The following is a 24458-nucleotide window of genomic DNA, read 5'->3' as shown; positions in this document are numbered from 1 at the left end:
TGCAAGCCGTAACAGACTTAGACCAATCGGCCGTGGTCAAGCAATTGACACCGATGCCGCGGACCGGCTCGTATGGCGGACAAATTTACCTACGTGGTCGTGATGACGAGGCTCGATTCTGGTTTCTCGACAATCTATCGTTCGCAGCGTCCTACCGTGACGATGGATTGCACTCCATGATCCAAGCCCGCAATCAGCCGATCGGGCGACCCGAGAACCCGAAAGACTCGACGCGACTCGCGGATTTCGCCGCGTGGGTCGATGTGCAACGGTTGAAAATGATTGTTCCTAGCATTGACGTTATTAATCCCAACCTCAACGGCGTGTGGCACCATACCAATGAGATGCAGTTGATTGCGAATGTCGACGACAAACTGTCCCTCGCGGTGACCTTGAAACCGACGCGATCAGGGATGGGTGCGATGGAAGGAGGGTATGAAGATGCTGGAGGTGGCGGAGGATATGGCACAGGCGCCGGAGGATACGAGGAGCCATTGCAGTCGTCGAAGCAACTGGAAATCGCCTTAAAGATGTTGTTGCAAGTTGGCAAGAACATGGTGAACCAGAATCGCCAGATGGTGCCACATCTTCCGAAAGGCGAGCGTGAAGCGATTGGCGGTATCCTGCAACTAGCAGACGCGGTTCTAGCAAATGCGAAAGTTGTTCGCGATGAGAACACCCATTTCGTCACGCTGGAAACCGGCATGGACGCGGACACAACCGCACGACTGATTTCTGTGCTCACTCCGGCGGTGATTAGCTCGCGACAAGCGTCTTACCGGGTGGTCTCTCAGAACAATCTCAAGCAGATCATGCTGGCGATGCATAACTACCATGCAGTTCACGGGCACTTCCCGCCGCCAGTCCTGATGGGGCCGGACGGGAAAACGCCGCACAGTTGGCGTGTCGCGATTCTCCCATTCGTCGAGCACAACGAACTTTATGAGAGTTATCACTTCGACGAACCTTGGGACAGCGATCACAATCAACAGATTCTCGCGCAAATTCCCGATGTGTTCAAACACCCACTCGACGACGAAGATTCCAAGAACACGAGTTATTTCGGTCTCGTCGGCGAGAAGACCGCATTTGGTACGAAGGACGGGATTGAAGCTGCAGAAGGTCTTGGCGGCGGCTTCGAAGGCGGCTTTGGTGGGGCAGGAGTCGAAAACTCCAGTGGAAATGGCGCTGCCGGCAGCAGCAAACCGGCTCCCGTTGCGGAAGGCAAGCCGAAACAAAATCAGGGAGTCGGCCTACGTGACATTACGGATGGCTCTGCGAATACAATTTTCGTAGTCGAAAACAAATCGGCGGTTCCCTGGACCAAACCCGTCGACATCACTTATGACCCCAACAAAATATCGCAAATTGGTGGATGGTTCGACGGTGGTTTCCATGTCGGTCTGGCCGATGGATCGGTCCGTTTTATTGCAGACTCGATCAATCCCAAGACGCTTAAACTCATGATCGAGCGGAACGATGGGCAAGTGATTCGCGACCCTAATCTCTAGGCCGAATAACGATTTCTTGGGGAAGTCAGTTCGCCTTTGCTTTCGACTTCGACGAGTCGGACCCTATTCGGGGTTCGACTCGTTTTTATCATTAACGCCAGGTTCGACGTTGCGTTTGTCGGCATCGGTCTTGCCTTCCTCGACCAGTTCTTCCGCTTTCTGTTTGTCGTCAGAATCTGCCGGTGGTTTCTCTCCGGGCACCGGATCCGCCTCTGCAAGCACTGCAAAATGGTCGGAACCAGGAGCGACAATACGTTCCAACCGGTGAATACGAGTATCCTCCGAGAAGAACGTATGATCGATTGGATATCGCAGCAGTGGATAATCTTGATGGTACGTTGTAAGGAGTGCGCGTCCGATTCGCGGGTCTTTTAACCCGCTGAGTTCTTTGAACAGATCCGTCGTATCCGACCAAGCGACATCGTTAAAGTCGCCGGCCACGACCCAGCGTGCATTGGGTTCTTCGGCCACGATTTTTGCGACCATCACCAACTCGGCATCACGAACGCGGCTGTTTCGACGCTCTTCACCGGTGGAATCCTTCAGGCCGGGCGGTGTCGGGTGAATGCCGACAAACCGCAGCGGTCGACCGTCCGGCAAAAGAGCCGTAGCAAAGATGGATGCGCGACGATCCGACACCAAATGGCGAATGGTTCCATCCTCCAAGGGGAATTGGCTCCATAAGGCAATCCCGAGACCTTCGCCACGAACTTCATTGACCTGATGCGGGTATTTGTCCGAGAGCACACTCAGACCATCGGACCACGCTTCGTCGAACTCCATCAAGAGCAGCAAGTGCGGGTTTTGCTCGCGGATCATCGCCGACATTTCGTCGTGCTGAGAGTTGTCCTTGTTCAAGTTCACCACCAGGATTCGCAGGTCCGCAGTCGAGCCGGCGGGGGCATCGGGGAGTTCCTTACTCCACACACCCGTGTAGGGAACCAGATGACTCAACTGCCAAACTGCCAATGCCAGAATCACGCCGATCAGGATGCCATGTTCCTTCCGCTTGGGCGTGCAAAGTACGTCCCAAATCAGCAGACCCAACGGCAACGCCAGCACCATCGTCAGTTGCACACGCGGAAAGTCACAAAGCCGCACAACCCAGTAGCCGCTGGACATCAACGGCAACACCGTCAATAGACCGATGCCCGCGATGAGAATGCGTGATGTCCAAATTCGTAGTGAGCTCATTGTGGAGTCGTCTGCGCGAAAGTGTGTGGGGCTGAGGGCATGCGGACCATCAAATCATACGCGAATGGTCAAACCAACGCGATTTTATTATGGAACCATCTATAAACGGGCGAGTCATCGATCGGGAAAGCGTGTTCGGGCGTTCCATGACCGAAGCCGTCTCCCCCGGTGAGCGGTGTGCAAACGATCCTTGATTCCCGTCTGGCTGTGTGTCAAATTATTGGCAAACAAATCCGCATTGCTGTCATTTCATTATCGTTGAAGCCGGTTGGCAATTATGAGCGACATCACCATTGAAGTTTGGGACGCCACCGGCAACAAAAAGCAGCAAGTGGAACTTCCCGCGAGTGCTCCGGTCAACCGTGTGATTGCGGTGCTTGTGGAGAAAATGAATCTGCCTCGACACAGCCCCGATGGACAGCTCATGAGTTACAAGTTCCACCATCGCGCGAGTGGTCGGCAATTGTTGGACGACCAAACGTTGGCGTCGGCGGATGTCCGCGATGGCGATGTGCTCCGATTGCAGCCCGAGATCACCGCCGGCGCGGAGGACACCGATGGCGGACGCTGAACCGCTGCGATTAAACGAGCAGTTGGAGGAATCCGCCGATGGTCGGTTTTCACGGTTTGAACTGATCAGTTGGTGGGATCAAGAGCGTCTGGCGAACGCGAAAATCGTCGTCATCGGTGCGGGAGCGCTCGGCAACGAGATTGTCAAGAATCTTGCGTTGCTGGGAGTCGGTCAGGTGTTTCTGGCGGACTTGGATACCGTCGAGAATTCGAATCTCTCACGTTCGGTATTGTTCCGCGAAGCCGACTGTGGCCGGGCGAAAGTCGATGTCGCCGCCGAGCGGGGGAAAGACATTTATCCCGAAATGCGGGTGCGACCTTTTCGGGGCAACGTGGTGTATGAGTTGGGGCTTGGAATCTATCGTTGGGCGGATGTGATTATCGGCGGATTGGATAACCGCGAAGCACGGGTGGCGATCAATTCCGCTGCGGCTCGTACGGGGAAAGTGTGGATCGATGGGGCCATCGAACGGCTCGACGGCGTGGCTCGTGTGTTCGATCCCGCATGCGGACCCTGCTACGAATGCACCATGAGCGAAACCGATTGGAAAATGCTCGAAGCTCGCCGAAGTTGTGCCCTGCTCACACGCGAACAAATGGCTGCCGGCAAAGTGCCGACGACTCCGACGACAGGTTCCATCATCGCCGGCATGCAAGTGCAAGAGGCCGTCAAGTTTCTACACGGCATGGATACGATTTCCGGTCAGGGATTCGTCTTTGATGGCACTTACCATCAAAGTTATCTCGTGACCTACACACAAAAGGACGACTGCCCTGCACACGATCCCCACGAACCGATCGAAGCATGGGACCGCTCGGTCAGCGAGTTGACGGTCGGGCAATTACTCGATCGGGTTTGCAAAGACCTTGATAGCCCGGAGGCGGTGATTGAGCTAAATCACGACTTGCTCGCGGGGTTACAGTGTGTGCATTGCAACGAAGTCGAACCGCGATTCACGTCATTGGCACGCGTGAGGGAATCCGACGGCATCTGCCCGAACTGCGGCGAACCGCGTGTGCCGCAAACGTATCACAGCATTGGTCGGTCACTCGGAAATGCGGACACACTCGCTGAGAAAACTCTGGCGGAAATCGGTGTTCCGTCGTGGGACATCGTCGGCGGTCGGGTGGGGCTGAAACGGCAATACTATGAGTTGATCGGCGATCGACCCGCAGTTCTCGGGGAACTTCATGACGGAAACTAGCGACTCGAACAGCCCAGACATTCGCGAACTCGCGACAACGGACTTACCGCGGCACGACTTTCCCGCTGGGCGATCGGAACCGTTTCGCGTGCACTTCGCCGATGCCGCACACGAAGCAATCTGGAATCACGCTACCGAGAATACCACCGTCGAAATCTGCGGTGTGTTGGTCGGGTCGATCGAGCAGGACGACGACGGTCCGTTCTGCCGGATCGCACATGCCATCCGATGTGACTCCGCGACGAGCAAGTTCGCCGAAGTGACCTTCACGCACGAATCCTGGGCGGAAATCAATCGGCAGATGGACGCCGATTTCACCGAGTTTCAGATCGTCGGCTGGTATCACACCCATCCCGATTTCGGAATTTTTCTCTCCGATCGCGATTGCTTCATCCATCAGAATTTTTTCAGCGGACCGGGGCAAGTGGCACACGTCGTTGATCCCATTCGGCAGATCGAAGGCGTGTTCCAGTGGCGTGCAGGCAAGCCCGATCCGATTTCACATTTCTGGATCGGCGACCGCATCGTGGCGGATACGCATACGGAAAGTTTGGCCGTCGGCGGTCCCGAACAACGACGCGGACCAACTGCGAATACTCCGCAAACTCCATCCGCGCCAGTAGCAGCGCCGGAGTCGCCGCGACAAGAGACGTTCTTCGAATTTTGGCAGCCGATTCTGGTGGCGGTTGCTTTGTTTCTGTTGGGATTTCTGATTGCCGAGTGGCGACGTCCGCGTTTGACGGACTGGGAACAGCAAATGATCAAAGCGGAAGTGCTCCGCGATTATTCAATCTGGAAGGGCATGCGGCCGGGGTTGCGAGAGAAATTAGCGTTGCTCAGCCTGCAGTTGAACGACATCGAACGCGTGGCTCGGGAACTCTCGGAAGATCATACCGCTGCCCTGAAAGGGAACGATGCCAATTCCGCTCGCAAGACATGGCGGAACGTGCTGACTGCGTTAGAGAAAACGAAACTCGCGACGGACGACATTGCCAACGAGTACGGACTGAGCGAATCCGATACTGAATTGCTCACCCGCTTCCTGCAAGCCGAAGCGGACTTGATCGAACGCCAGAGGAAATCGACGGCCCCGCGCGAAACGGAAACAAACGAGTCAAAGAAACTGTCAGCGGAACAACCCACGAACGCAGAAACGAAGACGGCGAAGGAATCGGCCGACGAAACCCTATCGCTCCCTGAATGACCCGCGAGAACCACGAACAATCCTATGGCCCCGTCCGATCCCATTCGCATCCGTGAAGACGATTTGTTCTCCGATTCCGTGGAGGAGTATCTCGACGTCCAAGACGGGTTGCGTCGCGACTTGTACGAAAGCGATCCGCAACCACTCTTGGTGCGAATCGTCTTTTCGAGTTGGTTCTACTTAGCCATCGCGAGTGGTATCGGTGCGTTTCTAGCGTGGGCGGTGATTGTGGAACCGCTCATTGACGATAGTGAAACCCAACGACAATTCATTCGACGAGTTTTCTACTTTAAGTATCAGGGACAGTTCTTCAGCAAGGAGTTAATCCACGAAGACAGCCCGTTTTCTCTGTTGATTTTTCCCGCTGTGACCGCTGGCGTAGGGTTGTTTCTAGGCGCTGCCGAGGGGGTGATGTGTCGCAACTTGCGACGGGCGGCGTTGTCGGGGCTGATTGGGTTGGCGATCGGCTTTTTTGCGGGCATCGTATTGGCGTTACCGTCGACGTTGATCTATGGCACGATGGAAGATTTTTCGGCCGACGTGGACGCAGAAATGCAAGACGGTGAAGCCGATATGGAAGCCAGAAACACCTGGCAAACGGCTGAGCGACGTTTACTCGCGGGTGAAGATTACATGGTCGTCGAGGATTGGTTGGTCGGCGAACTCAACCGTATCAATCCGGCACCGCGAAAGTTTGCGTTCTTGTTACAGATGATTGGGCGTTCGCTCGCCTGGGCGATTTGTGCGATTGCAGCGGGATTGGGACAGGGAATTGCGACAAAGTCGAAAAAGGTTGTGCTCAACGGCGTAGTCGGCGGCGTGTTGGGGGGATTGCTCGGTGGGTTGTTATTTGATCCGATTTACTTCCTCCTCACCCCGGCTTCGGGTGAAGCGGATCTTAGTCGGATGATCGGCTTTACGCTCATCGGTTTGTTCGTCGGTTTGTTCGTCGGTTTGGTGGAAGGATGGACGAAATCAGCGTGGTTGCTTATGCGACAAGGGCCACTGGCGGGCAAACAATTCGTGCTGTTCCGCGATACCACCACGCTTGGTAGCTCACCCAAAGCGGACGTGTACTTGTTCAAGGATGAAGTCATCGAACCCGAGCACGCGACCATCACCAATCGTGGTGGACGGTTTGAAATCGTCGACCTCGACACACCTGATGGCACTTATGTCAACGGGCAACCCATTCGAAAACAAATCCTACAAACCGGCGACCAGATTTCGCTCGGTCGCACGGTTTTAGAGTTCACGATCAAAGAACAATGACGCGCGGGATCGTCGGCTGTCTATAATACGGTACGATATCGAAGAAAAACTCCGGGGAGGTTTCTGTGCCTATTGAAGCTCATTGCGGTTCGTGTGGTCGGTTGCTGCGTGCGCCGGACTCGGCGGCAGGTCGACGTGCGAAGTGCCCTGCCTGCGGCGAAGTAGTGAGTCTTCCGAAACCCGAAAACACCTTCGATGACGAAGTTTACGATGCCGAGGAATTTTCCGGGTTCGACAAGGAGTTTGGCGGTTCCACCAGCCCTCGCTCCGCAGAAGATTATGAGGAAGACTACGAAGCCACCGATCGATTCAAAGACCCCGACGATTACGAGGACGACGGTCGTCCGCGTCAACCGTGTCCAGTCTGCGGGGAGATGATTCTTTCTCACGCGAAGAAATGTCGCTTTTGCGGTGAAGTCCTCGACGGTTCCTATCGCAGCGGCGTGGATTCGCGGGCAACTCGCACAAAGTTAGAGCGGTTCCGCAAGGAAATCCACGGACTCGGCGGCTTCTGGATTTTCATCGGTACATTGTCGTTGGTCATTTTATTCATCTCGGTGAGTAACGACATGCTGAACCCGGATCTCGCTGAAGAAACGTTATTCATCCTGATCCCGATTGCCATATTTTGGATCATCCTTGGCATTTGTACGTGCTTGAAACAAATGTGGGCCGTCTACGTTGGATTGGTGTTGAGCTATCTCAGTTTGCTGGGCAACATCTTTGTAAACTTCAATGTCTGTGCGATTGCTATCGTGGCTGCCGCGATTGTGCAGGCTCACCGCGTGATCAAATGGGCCGGTGAATTTAAAGAGATGGGCGTACCGATCAATATGAAGTGGGACTGACGTTTCATCGTCGAACAGCAATTACAAGGCGGTTGTCATGCCGATTGAAGTCGAATGCCAAAGCTGTGGACGCATCCTCCGGGCACCCGATAAAGCTGCCGGTCGGCAAGCCAAGTGTCCCGAGTGCTCCGCGGTCGTACGAATTTCCGACGCGGCCGCCGAATCGGATCCCTTTGATAATATCTTCGATTCTGAGATCGACGACATCGACGAACTTGGAGAGTTCGCCGACACCTATGACGCGAGACCGACACGCAGCCGACGCGACGAACGCCCCTGCCCGGTTTGTGGTGAGTACATCAAAGCCCGTGCGGTCCGCTGCCGATTTTGTGGCGAGTCGTTGAGAGAAGCGGGGGAACCAAGTTACTTCCGTCCTCAGTCGCATGGCGACGGGATTTCGATTGCCTCAATGGTCTGCGGGATTGTCGCGTTGGTTCTGTTTTGCTTTCTTCCGCTTAGTGTCCCATTGGCATTGTTGGCCATCGTGCTCGCGATCGTCGAGATGGCCAACGCTCGTAGCGAAGGCCGAAGTCGAAACGGTATGGCAATCGCCGGGCTGGTATGCGGCATATTGCCGTTGGCGTTTTGGCTGACAGTTTTCATGGCGGCGGCTACGGACAACAATTGGTTCTTCAGGTTTTAGTGATCGACGAGGTATCACAACACCAATGGCTTCTGGACTGACGGCGGATTCTCCCATCATCGAGTGCAACTGCGGCGCGAAGATTCGTTTGCCGAGCCAGCGGGCGAATCGTGCGTTCCGTTGCCCGCGTTGTAAGGAAGGAATCCCGTTGTCGGCTCAGGCAAAGGTATTGCCGACGAAGAAAGCCGGTCCACATTATGCCGGTTCGACGTGCCCAATCTGTCAGGCGGGGTTAGCAGTCGACGACAAAGCCGTGAAGTGCCCTGCTTGCGATCAGATTCACCATTCCGAGTGCTGGTCGGAAATTGGCGGTTGCGGAACTTACGGCTGTGAAGAAGCTCCTGAACTGAAAAAAGAAGACAACGAGCAGGAGAACGGACGGGCTGGTTGGGGAGACACGAAGCGTTGCCCAGCGTGTCGGCGTGAAATCAAATCCATGGCACTCAAATGCCGGTATTGCCGGGCGGAGTTCCCCACCGTCGACCCGATGACACCGGATGAATTCCGCAGTCGCAGTCGCAACAAGGATCGGGCGGCAACGCTGCGAGTGGTGACGATCGTGTTGTTTGTGCTGAGTCTGGTCGGCGTGTTGGCACCGCTAATTTTGATATTGTCTGCGGCGATCTTCTGGCCACAGCGAAAAGCCCTGCAAACGGCGGGACCATTGTACGTCGTGCTGGCATGGGCAGCGGCTGGGTTGTCTGTCGTCTATTCTTTGTTGATTCTCGGTTTCTGGTTAGCTCCCTAGAGAATCCGACTGTGGAGAAGTCTGTTGAATGATGTGATTCGAATCACGGCGAACGATCTCGAAAACGCGGAACCGTTGAACTCGCCGAAACCGGTGAAGGTCGTGTCTCGGGATGGGCGATCGTGTCCGATGTGCGGAACGGTGGCGGCGGCATCGGTTCGACAATGTCCCGGGTGTGGTGAAGCGTTCGCGCGGGAACCGGTTGCCGCTGAAAAGGAAGGTTACGATCCCCGCCAACGTGTTCGCGACCAGGAAGCCGTCCCGTTCGTGAAGGGCGTTTCCGTGACGTTGTTCGTGGTGTCGGTTCTGGCGGTGTTGGCTCCGCTGGTTCTTGTGCTCGGGCTAGGGTTGGTCACGTTGTATCATCGTTCGCTCAAGATCGCCGGGGCCGCGTTTCACACGTTGGCCTATGCCGCGGTTGTGATCTCCGTGGTATACTCGATTCTCGGTAGCATTTACCTTCTGAGTTAAATGGAATTGCGACTCGCGGAACTATGAGCACTGTCCGATTACGGCGTTTGCAGGCCGATTTTGAAAAGCTCTCGGATTACCTGGAACGTCATCCGCGTTTGCGTCTCGTGGAAGCGAACGGCGATCCTCCGGAGCAGTATCGGATTGAATACCGGATTCGTAGCCTTCGACAAACGGCCGATGACGACGTCGAGCCGAAGACGAAACATCAGATCGAAATCAACCTGCCGATCAACTACCCGCGAACGGCTCCGCAATGCCGAATGTTGACGCCGGTGTTCCACCCGAATATTGCGCCGCATGCCATTTGCGTGGGGGACCATTGGAGTGCCGGCGAACCGCTGTGGTCGATTGTCGCGCGGATCGGCGAGATGCTGGCCTATCAAAGTTACAATGTGAAAAGTCCGCTCAACGGAGACGCGGCACGCTGGGCGACCGAACACGCCGACGAGTTGCCGCTCGACCGCGTGAGTTTGCTACTCGATGAGGTCGACACGAATCCCGCACCCCCGGCACCACTTCGCAAAGTCACGGTGCGGGAAGCCAATGCCGAGACCGACGCACGAATCCGAGTTACGTGCCCAAATTGCGAAGCAAAATACCGACTGCCACCGAAACTCGCAGGCAAACGCGCGCGGTGTAAACAGTGTCAAGGTGTCATGCAGATACCGGGGTAGATTCCCATGCAGCCAAGCAAATGTGAGCCAAAGCTTGTGAGCCGCACTGGACAGCAAACCGAAGAACCGCGGCACGCAGAACCGTCGTACATCACGCTTGATTCATCTCTCGGCGTTGGAACGATATGCTTTTGATCGCACGGCCCCTATCTCTTAGAGACTGGAAAACATAAGCTCTACGAGTCTACCGTTGACCAAGTAAGAAGGTAACGTAATACGCTCTAGAACAACCGGTTGAGGCCGTTGAGGGCGGCGACGCGGTAGGCTTCGGCCATTGTTGGATAGTTGAACGTCGAGTTCACGAAGTACCGCAACGAGTTTTGATCGCCCGGTTGCGACATAATCGCTTGGCCAATGTGAATGATTTCCGAGGCATTCGCACCTAAACAGTGGATGCCCAAGATGTGTAGCGTTTCGCGGTGAAACAGCAATTTCAACATGCCCACAGTTTGCCCGGTGATTTGGGCACGCGCCAAGTTTTTGAACATGGAGTGACCGACCTCGTATGGCACACCGGCTTCGGTCAGTTCGCGTTCGGTCTTGCCGAGCGAACTGATTTCCGGGCTAGTGTAAATGCCTGTCGGAATATCACTGATCATCGCGCGTTCGCAGGAACCGTTGATCATATGATGAGCCGCGTATCGCCCTTGCACATAAGCGGCACTTGCGAGCGATGGCGGGCCGATCACATCACCGACGGCATAGATGTGTTCCTGACCGGTTTGGAAGTCGTCGTTAATTGGGATTTGGCCACGACTGTTCGGTTCGATGCCAATCTCTGTGAGGTTGAGTGAATCGACATTCCCCGTGCGTCCGGCGGCCCAAAACAGTATATCCGTCTTGATGCGTTTACCGGATTTCAGCTCGAGGACCACACCATCCGCCTGTGGTTCGACGTGATCATAACTTTCGTTATGCCGAATAATGACGCCCCGATCACGAAGGTGGTAACTCAGGGCATCGATGATCTCGTCATCGAGGAATTCCAAGAGCTTGGACCGTGTGTTGATCAGATTCACTTTGCAGCCGAGGTTGCGAAACATTGAAGCGTATTCGCAACCGATCACGCCGGCCCCGTAGATGGTGATCGATCGCGGTGTTTCCTCGAGGTCGAGAATTGTGTCACTGTCATGCACACGTGGATGATCGAAATCGATATCCGCCGGACGATACGGCCTAGTGCCGGTGGCAATCACGAATTGATCGGCATGCAGCTGTCGAATGCCTCCGTATTCGCCCTGCACGCGAATCGTATGCGGATCGACAAACGCCGCCGACCCGTGAAAGACCGGCACGCCGTTCCGTTCATAGAAACTCAGTCGCATATCGACTTGCTTCTCGATGACCGAACTCGCCGATCTTCTCATTTCCGCAAACGAAAGTTGCGGTTTAATGCCGGCTTCGCGAAACAGTTTGTTCTGGGTCACGGAAGTCAGCTGAAAGATCGCATAACGCAACGCTTTACTGGGGATGGTTCCCCAATGTGTGCATCCGCCGCCAATCTTGCGAAACCGTTCGATAACAGCGACCGATTTCCCAAGTTTGGTGGCCTGCATCGCGGCCCCTTCACCACCGGGGCCGGTACCGATCACAACAACATCAAATTTTTGACGACTCATAAACTGTCGATTTCCATTCTGGCAGAATGCTCTCAGTGGGTGCTTTTGAGCAAGTCTCGCGGTTCGGCTCCGATGGTCCCCACGAGGGAATCGAGATAGCCGGAACTCGAGATCGTCCCGATCTGTTCTTGTACGTAATTTTGACGAGCGGAAAGTTGGAGCCGTTCGATGTCTTCCGCTTCCATGTCTTTCGCCATCGAAGTGAGATAATCGAGTTGTCGTTGTCGCAAGGCCAACTCGTTCTCTTGGAACGTTTTCAAACGCGCTTGGTACCAGTCGCTGTTATAGAGATATTCGCGGGTGAACATCTGCCGGACTTCCGGCGAGTGGGCATCGTGACCGTTCCATTCGCCATGTGCCATGATTGAAAGAACGGCTTGCAGTGGAGGACACGCTTCCTCGTAGGAACCGTCTCGGAAGTAAGCTTTCGCGACCCGTTCCTGAGCTTCGGCGATATACAGCACGCCATCGGCGAAGTCGTCGAGATTCTGCGACTCTGGTTTCAAGAGTTTTTCGTCGAAGACTTGTCGCGGGTTGTCGAAAACACGCCCGCAGAACTGCCGCACGAACTCCGAGGTAATTCGGTACCCCAATCGACTGGCCGGGATTTTCGTGCCGTTATGTTCGAAGTCGTCGATGCTCTCAAGAAGTCCGTGCTCGATCAGATAATTCGGATCGCGTTCTTCCGGGCGGAGTCGACACCAAATTTCAGGAACGAGCAGACTGATGTCATGGTCGACGCGGAAATCCGGACCGACGTGCCCGGCCGACGTGGAGAATCCACCGAGACCTGTCACCAGAAAACTCACGAGTGCGGCGTTCAAATCGGCTGCTGGCCGAAGTGCGTTGAACGGCCCCTTGGTCAGTGCCCCTTCACTGCCCGCCCCCGTCGTCGAGGGACTCTTCCCGGTTAGCGAACAGATGAAATCCATGAACAGTTCAGGAAGTTCCTGGTAATGGATCGGACTATAAACCGCGAGCGAACGAATGCCCGCTTCGCGGTCCGGTGGATTGTTACGACGTCCCAGAAGGACAGAGTCGACGGGCATGTGAACCGGTTTGTCGCTGGGGACAACTCGTCGCAAGCGGGTGCCGACGTTGGCGACGTACTTGTCGAGGGGGTTTACCAGATCTGGTCGAGTTTGCAGATATCGGGGGTTCTTGGTCGGTTTGCCGTTGATTTGTCGCGGGTTCGCCGAACACACCACATAGCTGCTGCCGGATTCTTCGACCGTCGAGAGCATATCTTGCATCGGTTGGCTGAACGCATCGAAATCGATGACATTCCGCGTCATCTCAATAACTTCCTGTCGCGTGAGCGGTTCGAAGTTCGAGATGAAATTGTCGTGACGTGCCAAATCGCGTTCGGTCTGTTTGTCGAGTCCGCGATGAATGGCATCATCGGGTCGCTGGAACAGGCGGAACTCGCAATTCTCGGCGAACTTGTAGCTGCGGTTGGAGTCCAGGTCGTCCATGTTCTCCAACGCTCGGCCGGGAATGATCACAGACGCAGTGATGTCGTCTTCGGTCTGCACTTTCAAGGCAGGCATGAAGTCTTGACGGACTTTGTAGGTTCGCCAGGCGGATTTCTCATCCAGACCGACTCGCAAGTACGTCCCGACGAGTTTGCGATCGCGGTATTTCAGTTCGTGCCCGGATTGCCCATTGACGATGTCGACGCCGAAGTGGCTCTTCCAGTCGCCGTCCCAACCTTCACGATAAAAGCGTTTAATGATGAAGACCAAGGCATAGACGTAATTGGGAATGGAATTGAGCCATTCGTTGTATTCGTCGCTGTAGTCCGGTGACGGCGTTAAGAGCTTGATCACGCTACCGAGCGACCGTTTCGGGTCGAGCAATTGACGACTCGGGTGACGGTCGGGGTGATCGGCAGGCAGCGGGTTTCGCCAACGGTCCTCGTAATTCTTCTTGACGATCTCGTCAATCATTGCGAGGTCTTCGTCGATGTCATTGACGAAAACCGGGCCGTAAAGCATGTAGTCTCGCAGCGACTTGCTGATTTCGCTCTTGCCGCCGCCGGACACCGTGCAAGGTTTATGACAAAACACGGGCTGAGCCGGTGTCCCGATGATCCGCCAAGACGGTGCCGCCGGGTGTTTCTCTAACCGTAGTTGGTAGCCAGACGGAGCGATATACACTTCCCCTGGCAACAAGGGAATCGATTGCTTCTCACCATGACGATGCCACGAAATGCGTTGTTCATCGAGGCTGGCGTAGGCGTCTTCCGGGATATAAACGACTTCAGGAAAATTGCGATCGCGACCGTAACCCGCAGGGTCGGCTTCGATGAAATCTTGATAGTCTTCAATGACTTGGTCGAAGGTGCGGTTGTTGTATTTGATGCTGTTGATCTGGAAATCGTCACCGAGGTTGTAACTCGGGAATGCCAAGGCACCGCCGCCGTGTTCTTCCTCCACCCCGCCCATCAGATTGGCGGCATAGCCGATTTGCGTTTTGACTTCTTTCTTACAGTAGCCGAAATAATTGTCGGCGATCAGCGTGACGACCACACCCGCGTCGGTCCGGCAAGTCAATTTGAAGGCGGTGCCGTTGTTGTAGAGGTCGTCTTCCTTCTCCCAGCACATGCCGTCGCGTTTTTGGCGTTCGGTGGCTTCGCTGATGTGCGGCAAGCCGACTTCTTTCTTCGTGACGGTGATCAAGTGCGGTGCGAGGATCACGCAACCGGTATGTCCCGTCCAATGGACGACGTCCAAGCCAGCATCGTTTTCGGGAATAAACGGGTCGCCGGCGTTCCCGAAAATCGACTCGACGAAGTCGAGGTTACTGGTGAGGTTTCCGGGAGCGAAGAACCGGACTTCCATGCGTTTCTGCGGGCAAACCCCGGAAACAGCCGGTTGAACCAGCGGACGAATCAACAGTGTCGCCCAACCGGTGGCCTTTTCCGCTTGATTAGAGGTGAACGGGAATTCCAACAGTTCCGGTGTCGATTGCACAGCGCGGCGGAAGAGTTCCACGAAGGTTTTCTGCGGGACGGCGAGTTTGTCGTCGGCAATTGGCAAACCGCCTTCGGTCACGTGAAACGTGCCCTTGGTTGTGCGGCGGTCGTGTTTCGGATTGTGGAGCACACCGTTCCGTACGCGGAAGGAATTGACGATATCACTATGGAATTCATCGCCGTCAGCCGGTAAAGACAGTTCGCGAGCCATGCCATGACGGTCGAGCGTCAACGTGCGACGAGGCAACTCTAACGTCTGATCACCCAACACCTGGGCAAAGTGTCCGTTCAGAAACGACTCGATACGTGCATCGGCCGGCGACGGATGATTGGCGAGCAGACGACCTTTCTGCACATGATTGACGAGCAGTCCGCTGGCAATCTCTGTGAATCGAAGTTCGTCATGGCCTTTCGCCGCCGGAAAGCCATTGGCGATCAATTGCAGATTGATGTATTGCAGCAAATGTTCTCGATCCGCGAGTCGCGTGGCTTCGTCGGAGGACTCCTGCAGGCCGATCGCATGGGGCAAATCGATTGGCTTTTCTTCCGTGGGAGTAAACGGCAAGGATCGAGTGAGGCGAATCGGAATGTCCATTGCAGTATCGTTCGGTTTGATCGAGGTGGGTTGTTCAGGTGTTGAGCTAAGATTGGATCGTCGACACCGACGGAATCGGTTTTACATCGTGTCCGTTCCAAGTTTCAACACGCTTTTTACCGGCAACTTCGGTGCCAGGAAAGGATTGTTCGGTATGAATCACTCGAATGTTGCCAAACTTTACAGCATGCTTGTAGATTCTTAACGCAGCATAAGAGTACGTTACGCGTCGACCGAAACTGATCGCGTGACAGTTTGTTCCCATGAGGAAATCAAGTTTTGTTTGCCTGTTCATCAGGCGAGATTGTACGAGAATTGAGCAACCCGTTGGCCAGCCGATTGGCAAATGCGACGGATTCAAAATAGGAAGTTGGAGTGGAAGAGAACACGATCGAACGAGCCGAGTTGGAACGACTTTCCGCTGAGGCTCAACGGGAACCCGGAGCCAACTGGAAACGCTGGGGGCCATACCTGGCGGAACGACAATGGGGAACCGTGCGTGAGGACTATTCCACGGACGGTGAATCCTGGCAGTATTTTCCGCACGATCACGCACGGAGTCGCGCGTATCGCTGGGGGGAAGATGGACTGCTGGGAATTGCCGATCGGCAAGGCCGGTTGTGTTTCGCCTGGGCTTTATGGAACGGCAAAGATCGAATTCTCAAGGAACGCTTGTTCGGATTAAGCGGTCCCGAGGGGAATCATGGGGAGGATGTTAAAGAAGCGTACTTCTATCTCGATTCGACTCCCACACACTCGTACATGAAAGCGTTGTACAAGTATCCTCAGGCCGAATTTCCCTATGACGATCTGCGGAAGAAGAACGCAGAACGCAGTCGGGATGAACTCGAATACGAACTGACCGACTCGGGAATCTTCGACGACGATCGGTATTTCGATGTCCTCGCGGAATACGCAAAATCCTCTCCGGATGACATCTTGATCCGGTTGACGATTTCGAATCGTGGTCCAGACGATGCCCCGCTCCATGTGTTGCCGACATTGTGGTTTCGGAACACCTGGTCTTGGCCGGGCACTTATGAATCCGATCTTCCCAAACCGACCATCGTCGCCGAAGGCACCAACCGCGATACCTGGACCGCCGTCATCACCGAACACGCCACACTGGGGCGTTTTCGTCTGGCGGCTAACACGCAATCTCAGAACCAACCTGCCTGGTTGTACACGGAGAATAATACAAACTCGCGACGACTCGAAGATCCCGCTCATAGTCAACCATCATGCAAAGATGCGTTTCATCTGGCAGTTGTTGATGGCAAGAAAGGTGCCGTTAATACGCAATCTAAGGGCACCAAAGCTGCAGTCGTGTACGAGTTGAACGTTCCCGCTGGTGGAAGCGTCGAACTCCAATTGCGACTCACGCGGGAAGGCCACCTAACAGACGAGCCGTTCGGCCAAGAATTCGAGCAAGTCTTTCATGATCGGATCGCTGAGGCGGACGCGTTCTACGAGGCCAAAGTTGCCTCGGGATTGACCGAAGATGAGAAACGTGTCCTTCGACAAGCGAGCGCAGGGCTCTTATGGACGAAGCAGTTCTACTATTACATCATTAAAGAATGGCTCGACGAAGCGCCGCGAACTGTGGTGCGAAACCGGGATTGGAAGCATCTTTTCAATCGCGACGTGATTTCGGTCCCCGATAAATGGGAGTACCCCTGGTACGCTGCCTGGGACTCGGCGTTCCACATGATTCCGTTTGCAAACTTGGATTTGAACTTTGCCAAGGAACAACTGATTTTGTTCCTCCGCGAATGGTACATGCACCCGAACGGGCAGATACCGGCTTACGAATGGAATTTTGGTGACGTCAATCCGCCGGTGCATGCTTGGGCCTGTTGGCGGATATACCAACTCACCGGCCCGCCCGGAAAACGCGATCGTGTGTTTCTTTCGCGAGTCTTCCAAAAATTGCTGTTGAATTTCACGTGGTGGGTGAATCGTAAGGACGTTCGGGGAGACAACGTTTTTGCTGGCGGTTTTCTCGGGTTAGATAACATCGGGGTGTTCGATCGGTCGAAACCATTACCAACGGGCGGACACCTCGAACAAGCCGACGGCACCGCCTGGATGGCGTATTATTGTGCCAGTATGCTCTCCATCGCCTTCGAACTCGCCGAGCGAAACCCAGCTTACGAAGACATGGCTTCGAAGTTCTTCGAACACTACGTCGCAATTGCCGAGGCAATGAATTCGCTGGACGGGACCGGCCTATGGGATGAGACCGATGGTTTTTACTATGACCATTTGTACTCGAACGGGCAGAGCATCCCGCTGAAAATTCGCTCGATGGTGGGCATTATTCCACTGTTTACGGTGGATGTGCTCTATGAAAATGTCATTGCGAAGTTGCCTGGGTTCGCCAAGCGAATGCGATGGTTCTTGGAGCACCGCCCCGATCTGTCGGACTTTATGACGTCGATGGAAAGCGACGGGCCAGCTGGGGAAAACGGCCAGATGCGATTGCTCGCCATCCCGACCCGCGACCGCTTAGAACGTATTTTGCGGTATGTGTTGGATGAAGACGAGTTTCTCTCGCCCTACGGCGTGCGTTCGCTGTCTAAGTATCATCAAGACAACCCCTTCGTGTTCCACGTCAATGGCGAGGAGTTGAAGGTTCAATACGGCCCGGGCGAGTCGGACAGCTACATGTTCGGGGGGAATTCCAACTGGCGTGGACCGATTTGGTTCCCGCTGAATTATCTCCTGATCGAAGCATTCGAACGCTATCACAAATTCTACGGGGACTCGTTACGCGTCGAATGCCCGACCGGATCGGGGAACTTTATGAACCTGCAACAGGTAGCCGACGAAATTCGACGACGATTAGTGGGTCTGTTCTTGAAGACCGATGACGGATCGCGACCTTGTTATACACGTGGCGAACGCTTTGTGAACGACCCGCACTGGCGAGACTTGGTGCTGTTTTACGAATACTTCCATGCGGATACCGGTCGTGGATTGGGGGCGAGCCATCAAACCGGTTGGACGGCGCTTGTTGCGCCAATCTTGGAACACATCGCCAGTCGCCGATCGACCGACGAACCGCTGAAAGTTTCGGATTACTGTCCTAATGGATAGGTTCTAGCGTGGAGTTAACGATTTCGTCGGACTTCTTAATCGGTGAATTGGACGGACTTGCACAGTGGCATTGTCGATTCCCGACCGCTACAATCGCGTTTTACGACGGTTCGGGCACAGATGCTTGTTCAATCAATGATATCAACCAACTACCATTTTCAAATTCACCACCATCGTGACGGGTTGTTGGTGCCCATGTTCCAGGGCGGTTCTCTTCGGCAGAATTTCATTCCGCCAAGACATTCCAACCATTGATGTAAACAGAGTTCCGCTGGAATCTCAGCGAAGGAGATAGATTTCGTGCAAGTGGCTATTACCTGCCGGCATGGCAGTATTCGCGATGAGCTTCGGCAGCAAATTACTGAGAAATCGGAAAAGCTGCTGCATTATTTCGAACGGGTCACGGCCATCGAAGTTACTGTCGATTTTCAGAATGATCACCTTGTGAAGGTCGAGATTTTGGTCGACGCCGAACACAAGCATAATTTTGTTGCTCACGATACCGGTGACGATGTCGTTGCAACGTTCCACCGGACGTTGAGCAAGATGGAGCAGCAGATTCGTCGTTATAAGGATAAGCTGCAAGACCATAGCCGAGATGTCCCTACGAGTGAAGTTGCTCCCGATCCGATTGAATTGCGGGATGACGACACGTCGGAGACTGAGTCGGCTTAGAGTAAGAGTTTAGGAGTGTGTGTTGGTTCGGTGACGAGCCAAAGGGATTGGTTTCAAGCGGATCGCGGGGCGGATGTTGGTTTCCAGTGAAGCTTACGCTCCGTCCAGTGTTGTGTCTCTGAGGAGTCATTCATGAGGTTGTCAGACTTCGTGGTCAAAGATGCTATCTTGCCCGAGATGCGCGTCAGGACAAAAGAAGAAGCGATTCGGGCAATGGTCGGAAGTTTGAAAGACAGTGGAAGCCTTCCGGCTGATGAGGAAGAAAGCATCGTTTCGGCGATTCTCAAACGGGAGGAACTTGGTTCCACCGGTATTGGGAATGGTGTGGCGGTGCCACATACGAAGCATCCGTCGGTCGATAATTTGATCGCGACTGTGGCAATTGCTCCGGATGGCGTGGATTTTGCTAGCCTTGATGGGGAAGACGTTTACATCCTATTTCTTTTGGTGTCCCCACCAGAACGGCCGGGAGACCATCTTCGCGCGCTCGAGACGATCTCTCGGCACTTGCGAAATCACAACTTTTGTAATTTCCTCCGGCAGTCGAGCACGAAAGAGCAGGTTGTTGAGCTCTTGGCTGAGGCTGACAACAATCAGCTTGACTGACGGGCTGATCGGCGCAAGGTGCTGCCGAATGTCTGCGGACTCGTTGGTGGATTCCTGGGCAACTCTGCCATTTGATGCAGCTTGTTTCAGGTCGGGGGAAGGAAAGGACGGGCTTGATGGACGATCGTCTCATTTGCCGTCGCACTTTTGTGGTGGAGTTGGAAGAGGGGTTGCATATGCGACCTCTATCGCAGCTTGCTAGTCGAGTGCGTCAGTTTCGTAGCGAAGTTCGCATCTCGAAAGGGGCGAATATCGCTGACGCGCGGAGCGTGATCGATCTTTTGACGCTCGATGCCGGTTGCGGCGAGGAAGTCACTGTCGAAGTGTCCGGTCCCGATGCTGAGGATGCAATGCAGTCGTTGTCACGGCTGTTTGAATCGAATTTTACCGAGTCACCTGAAGCCGGCGGACAGGATATTGCGGCTGGGTGATTCGAGGTGCCAGTCAATGTTCGTAGTTCGGGTTCCGCTGGTATTGGTTCCTTGCAATGGTGGAGGGGCCAGCGATGAGGAGTAGCTAAAATAGGTCAATGTTAGTCAAGCGTGGAATCGCGGTCTCTCCGGGTGTTGTTTCCGGTCCGGCATTCGTGCTGGGCGATGAGGACGCGCGTATTGCCCGCCGGTTCGTTCGGGCTTCTGCTGTGGAAGATGAGGTGCATCGCTTCCATGCCGCGCTAGACGCCGTCTGTGTCGAAATTGCAGGCAACCGACAACTCGCTACCGAACAGCTTGGCGAACAATTTGGGCAAATTTTTTCGGCCCACCTCGATCTGGCACGTGATCCTCTCTTGGCTGCGGAAATCGAGGAGTTGATCCGTAAGAAATCCTACTCTGCTGACTACGCGTCTTCGATTGCCTTGGATCGGAATGCCAAACGTCTTCGCTCGCTGGGAAATCCGTACCTTGCCGAGCGTGCGACCGATGTGATCGATCTCAAAAAACGCGTTTTGAGTCGGCTCAGTGGTGAGGATCGGTTGTCGCTGGCCAATTTGACTAGCCCGGTCATTGTGTTAGCGTACAATCTCACGCCGAGCGAAACGGCTCAGCTCAATCGGGAATTTGTACTCGGGTTTGCCACCGAAGCGGGTGGTCACACCAGTCATACCGCGATTTTGGCTGGGGCATTGGAAATTCCCGCGGTCGTTGGTTTGGGGTCGTTTCTCTCTGATCTTTCCGGGGGCGAGACCGTCATTCTCGATGGCAACCTTGGCGAGATTATCGTTGAGCCGGATGAGGAAGCCGAAGAGAAGTATCGGGATTCGCAAGCGCGATTTCGCAGCGTTGCGGAGCGGTTGGAATCGCTAGCCGGTTTGCCTGCGGAGACACAGGACGGTGTGCGAATTGGCTTGATGGGCAACATCGAGTTCCCGGAAGAGGCGGCACATTGTAGCGAGCGTGGTGCAGATGGAGTCGGTCTCTATCGGACTGAGTTCTTGTATCTCGGCCAAGATAAGGACCCCACGGAAGACGATCATTTTCAGGCGTATTCGCGGGTTGTGTCGGCGTTGGATGGCCAGCCCGTCGTTATCCGAACGCTCGATTTGGGAGCCGACAAGATTCCCGGCTCGATGGAACAACTCGTTCACCGGAGTTCTAATCCGGTGCTCGGTTTGCGGAGTATCCGGCTGAGTCTGCAGAATCTCCCGTTGTTCAAAACTCAACTTCGGGCCATACTCCGTGCGGCAATCGGGCATGACGTGCGGATCATGTTCCCCTTGGTCTCGACCCTGCTTGAATTTCGGCAGGCGAAAATGACCATTGCTGATGTGATGGAGGATTTGGAAGAAGAAGGGATTCCGTTTGCCCGGGATCTTCAGGTCGGGATGATGGTCGAAGTCCCGGCTGCTGTCATGATGATTGAGGAGTTCGCTCGCGAAGTGGATTTCTTTTCGATCGGCACCAACGATTTGATTCAATATGCCTTGGCAGCCGATCGGGGTGATCCGTCGGTTGCCAGTCTGTACAATTCTGGCGACCCTTCAATTTTGCGACTCATTCATCGAGTCATTTCAGTCGCCAGAGAAAACGATCTGCCGGTTTCTGTGTGCGGTCAAATGAGTTCCGATCCCATGTTCGTTCCGTTATTGATCGGTATGGGATTGCGAAGTTTGAGTGTGACCCCACATGTGATCCCGGAATTAAAAGCCGTAATACGTCAATTAACAATAGCCGAGGCCGAGCGAATTGCGACGCACGCAATGAGTTTCGACTTGGCGCGAGATGTCGAAAGTTTCCTGCATAGCGAATTAATCAAGCTGTGCCCGGATTACCTACGGTGATCGGAATCTTAGTTTCGATTCACCCCCAATACAATTTTGAAAGCGAATACATCGGGTAACTCTCGGGTTGCTCAACAAATCACCTGAATTTACACGGTGCGAATCATTACTTGAGGAGTTGTTTCGCAAGGACAAGCTCGATTCGGATACGACATCGCAAGATGCCAACCTTTGTCGAGTCGCGTTCCATGATGCTAACCTACGGGGCGGCACTGACGGATAGACAGTCAAACAACTTGAGACGTAGAGATGAAGACGACTAAACCTCTTGGAGAACCCTGGCTAACACGAAGCGTAAACTGCTCTCGGTGTGTGGTTGGGGGTGAAATTTCGAGAATTCCGTTCGAATCCTCTCTTGTAGATCAGTCAGCATAGGTCCCGTATCGATCAAGACGCAAACATGACTTCCTAAGTGGAATTCGCACCCTTTCTCTAAGACAAGGTCTGTCTGAAAAGCCCGTTCGGCCGTTAGCTTGGGGCACGCACTTTCGTGTGCAAGCGGTGGTCGAGAATCGGTCGGTTCAGAGAGGCATTGTCAACAGCAAAGACTGAAAGGGTCTCAGATGAAGAAGGAGATGTTGGTCAACGTTCTCCAGCCGGAAGAAAGCCGGATTGCCATCGTGGAAAATGGCGTGCTGGAAGAACTTTACCTCGAACGGACGAATTCCGAGAATTACGTCAACAATATCTACAAAGGGCGGGTCGTTAACATCGAGCCGAGCATCCAAGCCGCGTTCGTGGACTTTGGGGTTGGGCGAAACGGTTTCTTGCACGTCAGTGATGTCGAGTATCAGTACTATCGACATCTCGTCGACGACGACGAATCTAACGGGCGGTCTGGGCGGAACTCGAGCCGCATGAACGATCGCAACCCCCGAAACAAACCGCCGATTCAAGATATCTTCCAACGTGGCAGTGAAGTTCTGGTTCAGGTCATCAAGGAAGGTCTCGGGGCGAAAGGACCGACGCTTTCCACCTATGTTAGCATTCCTGGACGGTATTTGGTTCTCATGCCGGGGCTGCAACGGATCGGCGTGAGTCGCAAAATTGCCGATGAAGATACTCGTCGAGAACTTCGAAGCGTGCTCCGCGAATTGCAACCGCCGGAAGGGTTGGGGTTCATCATTCGGACGGCTGGCATCGATCGGTCGCGAAAAGATTTGCAACGCGATCTGAATTATCTGTTGCGGCTGTGGAAAGTGATCGTGCGTCGTTTGGAGAAAGCCAGCGGCCCTGGCGATGTCTATCAAGACAGCGACATGATGATCCGCACGATTCGCGACATCTATAACGGCGAGATCGACAGTGTTTTGATCGATCAACCCGAAGCGTACGAACGTGCCCGCGAATTCATGAAGATCGTCATGCCGAAGCATGTCGATCGCGTGCAATTGTACGATGGCCAAGAACCGTTGTTCCATCGTTACAACATTGAAGACGAAATCACTCGAATCCAAAGTCGGCATGTGCCGCTCAAGGGTGGCGGTTCGATCGTTATTGACCAGACGGAAGCGTTGGTTGCCATTGACGTGAACAGCGGTAATTTCCGTACCGAGGATGATGCCGAGTCGACCGCATACCAACTCAATATGCGAGCTGCTGAGGAAATCGCTCGACAAATTCGCCTGCGTGACTTGGGTGGTGTGATTGTCAACGATTTCATCGATATGCACGATGAACGTCATCGACGAGCTGTCGAAAAGAGACTTCGTGATTCCGTCGAACGAGATCGGGCCCGCACCAAGGTGCTTCGGATCAGTCCATTTGGATTGGTCGAAATGACTCGACAGCGAATTCGACCGTCACTGCGTCGCAGCATCTACGAAGATTGCCCGTGTTGCAGCGGGACCGGTCAGGTGAAGACCGCGGAGAGCATGGCAATCGATGTCATGCGAACGTTGATGACGAGTGCTCACCATGCTGATGTGCGAACCTTGACCGTCGAGATGCATGAACGGGTGGCCAATTATCTCAATAACCGGAAGCGGAAAGAAATCACCGATTTGGAAGATCGGACCGACGCGTCGATCAACATTATCGCCCGCAACGATGTGGGGCCGGAACATTTGCTCGTGAAGTGTACGGATGAAATTGGGAATGTTGTCAAAAATGTTTCCACCGGAGGCTCGAAAGTTAGCGTCTAGGCGACTAAACTCACGGGTTCCGGCTGGAGTTTGACTCCACTGGGCTGAAACTGCGGATTTTCAGAACGGCTGGCTCGTGGGAACCCGCCCGGTTCCGCATGCTGCCGAATGCCGCACCGAAA

Annotated in this window: 19 protein-coding genes; 16 read left to right on the top strand and 3 right to left on the bottom strand. The window is 54.3% G+C overall.

Going from position 1 to position 24458, the window contains the following annotated elements; translation table 11 throughout:
* Positions 1 to 1511, top strand: a 1511-nt coding sequence (locus AC5DDB_RS07790; RefSeq protein ID WP_491739134.1) for a DUF1559 domain-containing protein, incomplete at its 5' end; no start/stop codon positions are given.
* A 63-nt stretch (positions 1512 to 1574) separates the two neighbouring features.
* On the opposite strand, the gene AC5DDB_RS07785 is transcribed toward AC5DDB_RS07790, so the two are convergent.
* On the bottom strand, positions 1575 to 2705 hold the full coding sequence (locus tag AC5DDB_RS07785) for an endonuclease/exonuclease/phosphatase family protein (RefSeq protein ID WP_491739133.1): 1131 nt from the start codon (positions 2703 to 2705) through the stop codon (positions 1575 to 1577).
* A 277-nt stretch (positions 2706 to 2982) separates the two neighbouring features.
* Here AC5DDB_RS07785 and AC5DDB_RS07780 point away from each other — a divergent pair, with 277 nt between their 5' ends.
* The 9 genes from AC5DDB_RS07780 (at position 2983) to AC5DDB_RS07740 (ending at position 10343) form a co-directional block, all read left to right on the top strand.
* Positions 2983 to 3276 carry an EsaB/YukD family protein gene (locus AC5DDB_RS07780; protein ID WP_491739132.1) on the top strand — a complete coding sequence of 98 codons (294 nt, stop codon included), beginning with the start codon at positions 2983 to 2985 and terminating at the stop codon, positions 3274 to 3276.
* Positions 3263 to 4480: a HesA/MoeB/ThiF family protein gene (locus AC5DDB_RS07775; RefSeq protein WP_491739131.1), complete on the top strand. Its 1218-nt coding sequence runs from the start codon at positions 3263 to 3265 to the stop codon at positions 4478 to 4480. Before AC5DDB_RS07780 ends, AC5DDB_RS07775 begins: the two co-directional genes overlap by 14 nt.
* A complete protein-coding gene (locus AC5DDB_RS07770; RefSeq protein ID WP_491739130.1) occupies positions 4467 to 5684 on the top strand; it encodes a M67 family metallopeptidase in 1218 nt (405 codons plus the stop codon). The genes AC5DDB_RS07775 and AC5DDB_RS07770 overlap by 14 nt, the downstream gene beginning before the upstream one ends.
* Before the next feature lie 24 nt (positions 5685 to 5708).
* Positions 5709 to 6956: an FHA domain-containing protein gene (locus AC5DDB_RS07765; protein ID WP_491739129.1), complete on the top strand. Its 1248-nt coding sequence runs from the start codon at positions 5709 to 5711 to the stop codon at positions 6954 to 6956.
* A gap of 65 nt (positions 6957 to 7021) precedes the next feature.
* Positions 7022 to 7804: a hypothetical protein gene (locus tag AC5DDB_RS07760; RefSeq protein WP_491739128.1), complete on the top strand. Its 783-nt coding sequence runs from the start codon at positions 7022 to 7024 to the stop codon at positions 7802 to 7804.
* Positions 7805 to 7841: 37 nt separating this feature from the next.
* A complete protein-coding gene (locus tag AC5DDB_RS07755; protein WP_491739127.1) occupies positions 7842 to 8447 on the top strand; it encodes a DUF4190 domain-containing protein in 606 nt (201 codons plus the stop codon).
* A gap of 25 nt (positions 8448 to 8472) precedes the next feature.
* On the top strand, positions 8473 to 9195 hold the full coding sequence (locus AC5DDB_RS07750; RefSeq protein ID WP_491739126.1) for an RING finger protein: 723 nt from the start codon (positions 8473 to 8475) through the stop codon (positions 9193 to 9195).
* A 24-nt stretch (positions 9196 to 9219) separates the two neighbouring features.
* The gene (locus tag AC5DDB_RS07745; protein ID WP_491739125.1) at positions 9220 to 9666 is read left to right on the top strand and encodes a hypothetical protein; all 447 of its coding nucleotides are present in this window, start codon (positions 9220 to 9222) and stop codon (positions 9664 to 9666) included.
* A 23-nt stretch (positions 9667 to 9689) separates the two neighbouring features.
* A complete protein-coding gene (locus AC5DDB_RS07740) occupies positions 9690 to 10343 on the top strand; it encodes a ubiquitin-conjugating enzyme E2 (protein ID WP_491739124.1) in 654 nt (217 codons plus the stop codon).
* Positions 10344 to 10564: 221 nt separating this feature from the next.
* Here the strand turns inward: AC5DDB_RS07740 and sthA are convergent, their stop codons facing one another.
* Together sthA and AC5DDB_RS07730 are read right to left on the bottom strand one after the other, a co-directional pair.
* Positions 10565 to 11962, bottom strand: coding sequence for a Si-specific NAD(P)(+) transhydrogenase (gene sthA, locus AC5DDB_RS07735; protein ID WP_491739123.1), 1398 nt, complete (start codon positions 11960 to 11962; stop codon positions 10565 to 10567).
* A gap of 32 nt (positions 11963 to 11994) precedes the next feature.
* Positions 11995 to 15534 carry a PPi-type phosphoenolpyruvate carboxykinase family protein gene (locus AC5DDB_RS07730; RefSeq protein WP_491739122.1) on the bottom strand — a complete coding sequence of 1180 codons (3540 nt, stop codon included), beginning with the start codon at positions 15532 to 15534 and terminating at the stop codon, positions 11995 to 11997.
* A gap of 375 nt (positions 15535 to 15909) precedes the next feature.
* On the opposite strand from AC5DDB_RS07730, the gene AC5DDB_RS07725 reads away from it, so the two are divergent.
* From AC5DDB_RS07725 to AC5DDB_RS07700, 6 genes are all read left to right on the top strand, one after another.
* Positions 15910 to 18633 (top strand): MGH1-like glycoside hydrolase domain-containing protein, encoded by a 2724-nt coding sequence (locus AC5DDB_RS07725; protein WP_491739121.1) that lies wholly within the window; start codon positions 15910 to 15912, stop codon positions 18631 to 18633.
* 300 nt (positions 18634 to 18933) lie between these two features.
* Positions 18934 to 19308 (top strand): ribosome hibernation-promoting factor, HPF/YfiA family, encoded by a 375-nt coding sequence (gene hpf, locus AC5DDB_RS07720; RefSeq protein ID WP_491739120.1) that lies wholly within the window; start codon positions 18934 to 18936, stop codon positions 19306 to 19308.
* 132 nt (positions 19309 to 19440) lie between these two features.
* The gene (locus tag AC5DDB_RS07715; protein ID WP_491739119.1) at positions 19441 to 19914 is read left to right on the top strand and encodes a PTS sugar transporter subunit IIA; all 474 of its coding nucleotides are present in this window, start codon (positions 19441 to 19443) and stop codon (positions 19912 to 19914) included.
* A 116-nt stretch (positions 19915 to 20030) separates the two neighbouring features.
* A complete protein-coding gene (locus AC5DDB_RS07710) occupies positions 20031 to 20345 on the top strand; it encodes an HPr family phosphocarrier protein (protein WP_491739118.1) in 315 nt (104 codons plus the stop codon).
* 98 nt (positions 20346 to 20443) lie between these two features.
* Positions 20444 to 22192: a phosphoenolpyruvate--protein phosphotransferase gene (gene ptsP / locus AC5DDB_RS07705; protein ID WP_491739117.1), complete on the top strand. Its 1749-nt coding sequence runs from the start codon at positions 20444 to 20446 to the stop codon at positions 22190 to 22192.
* A 563-nt stretch (positions 22193 to 22755) separates the two neighbouring features.
* Entirely contained in the window at positions 22756 to 24336 is a 1581-nt protein-coding gene (locus tag AC5DDB_RS07700) for an Rne/Rng family ribonuclease (protein ID WP_491739116.1), read from the top strand.
* The last annotated feature ends 122 nt before the right edge of the window (positions 24337 to 24458 follow it).

It is taken from the genome of Thalassoroseus sp. (genome assembly GCF_984380535.1).
The sequence above is the reverse complement of the archived record's forward strand: the minus strand, read 5'-3'. Positions and strand labels throughout refer to the sequence as shown.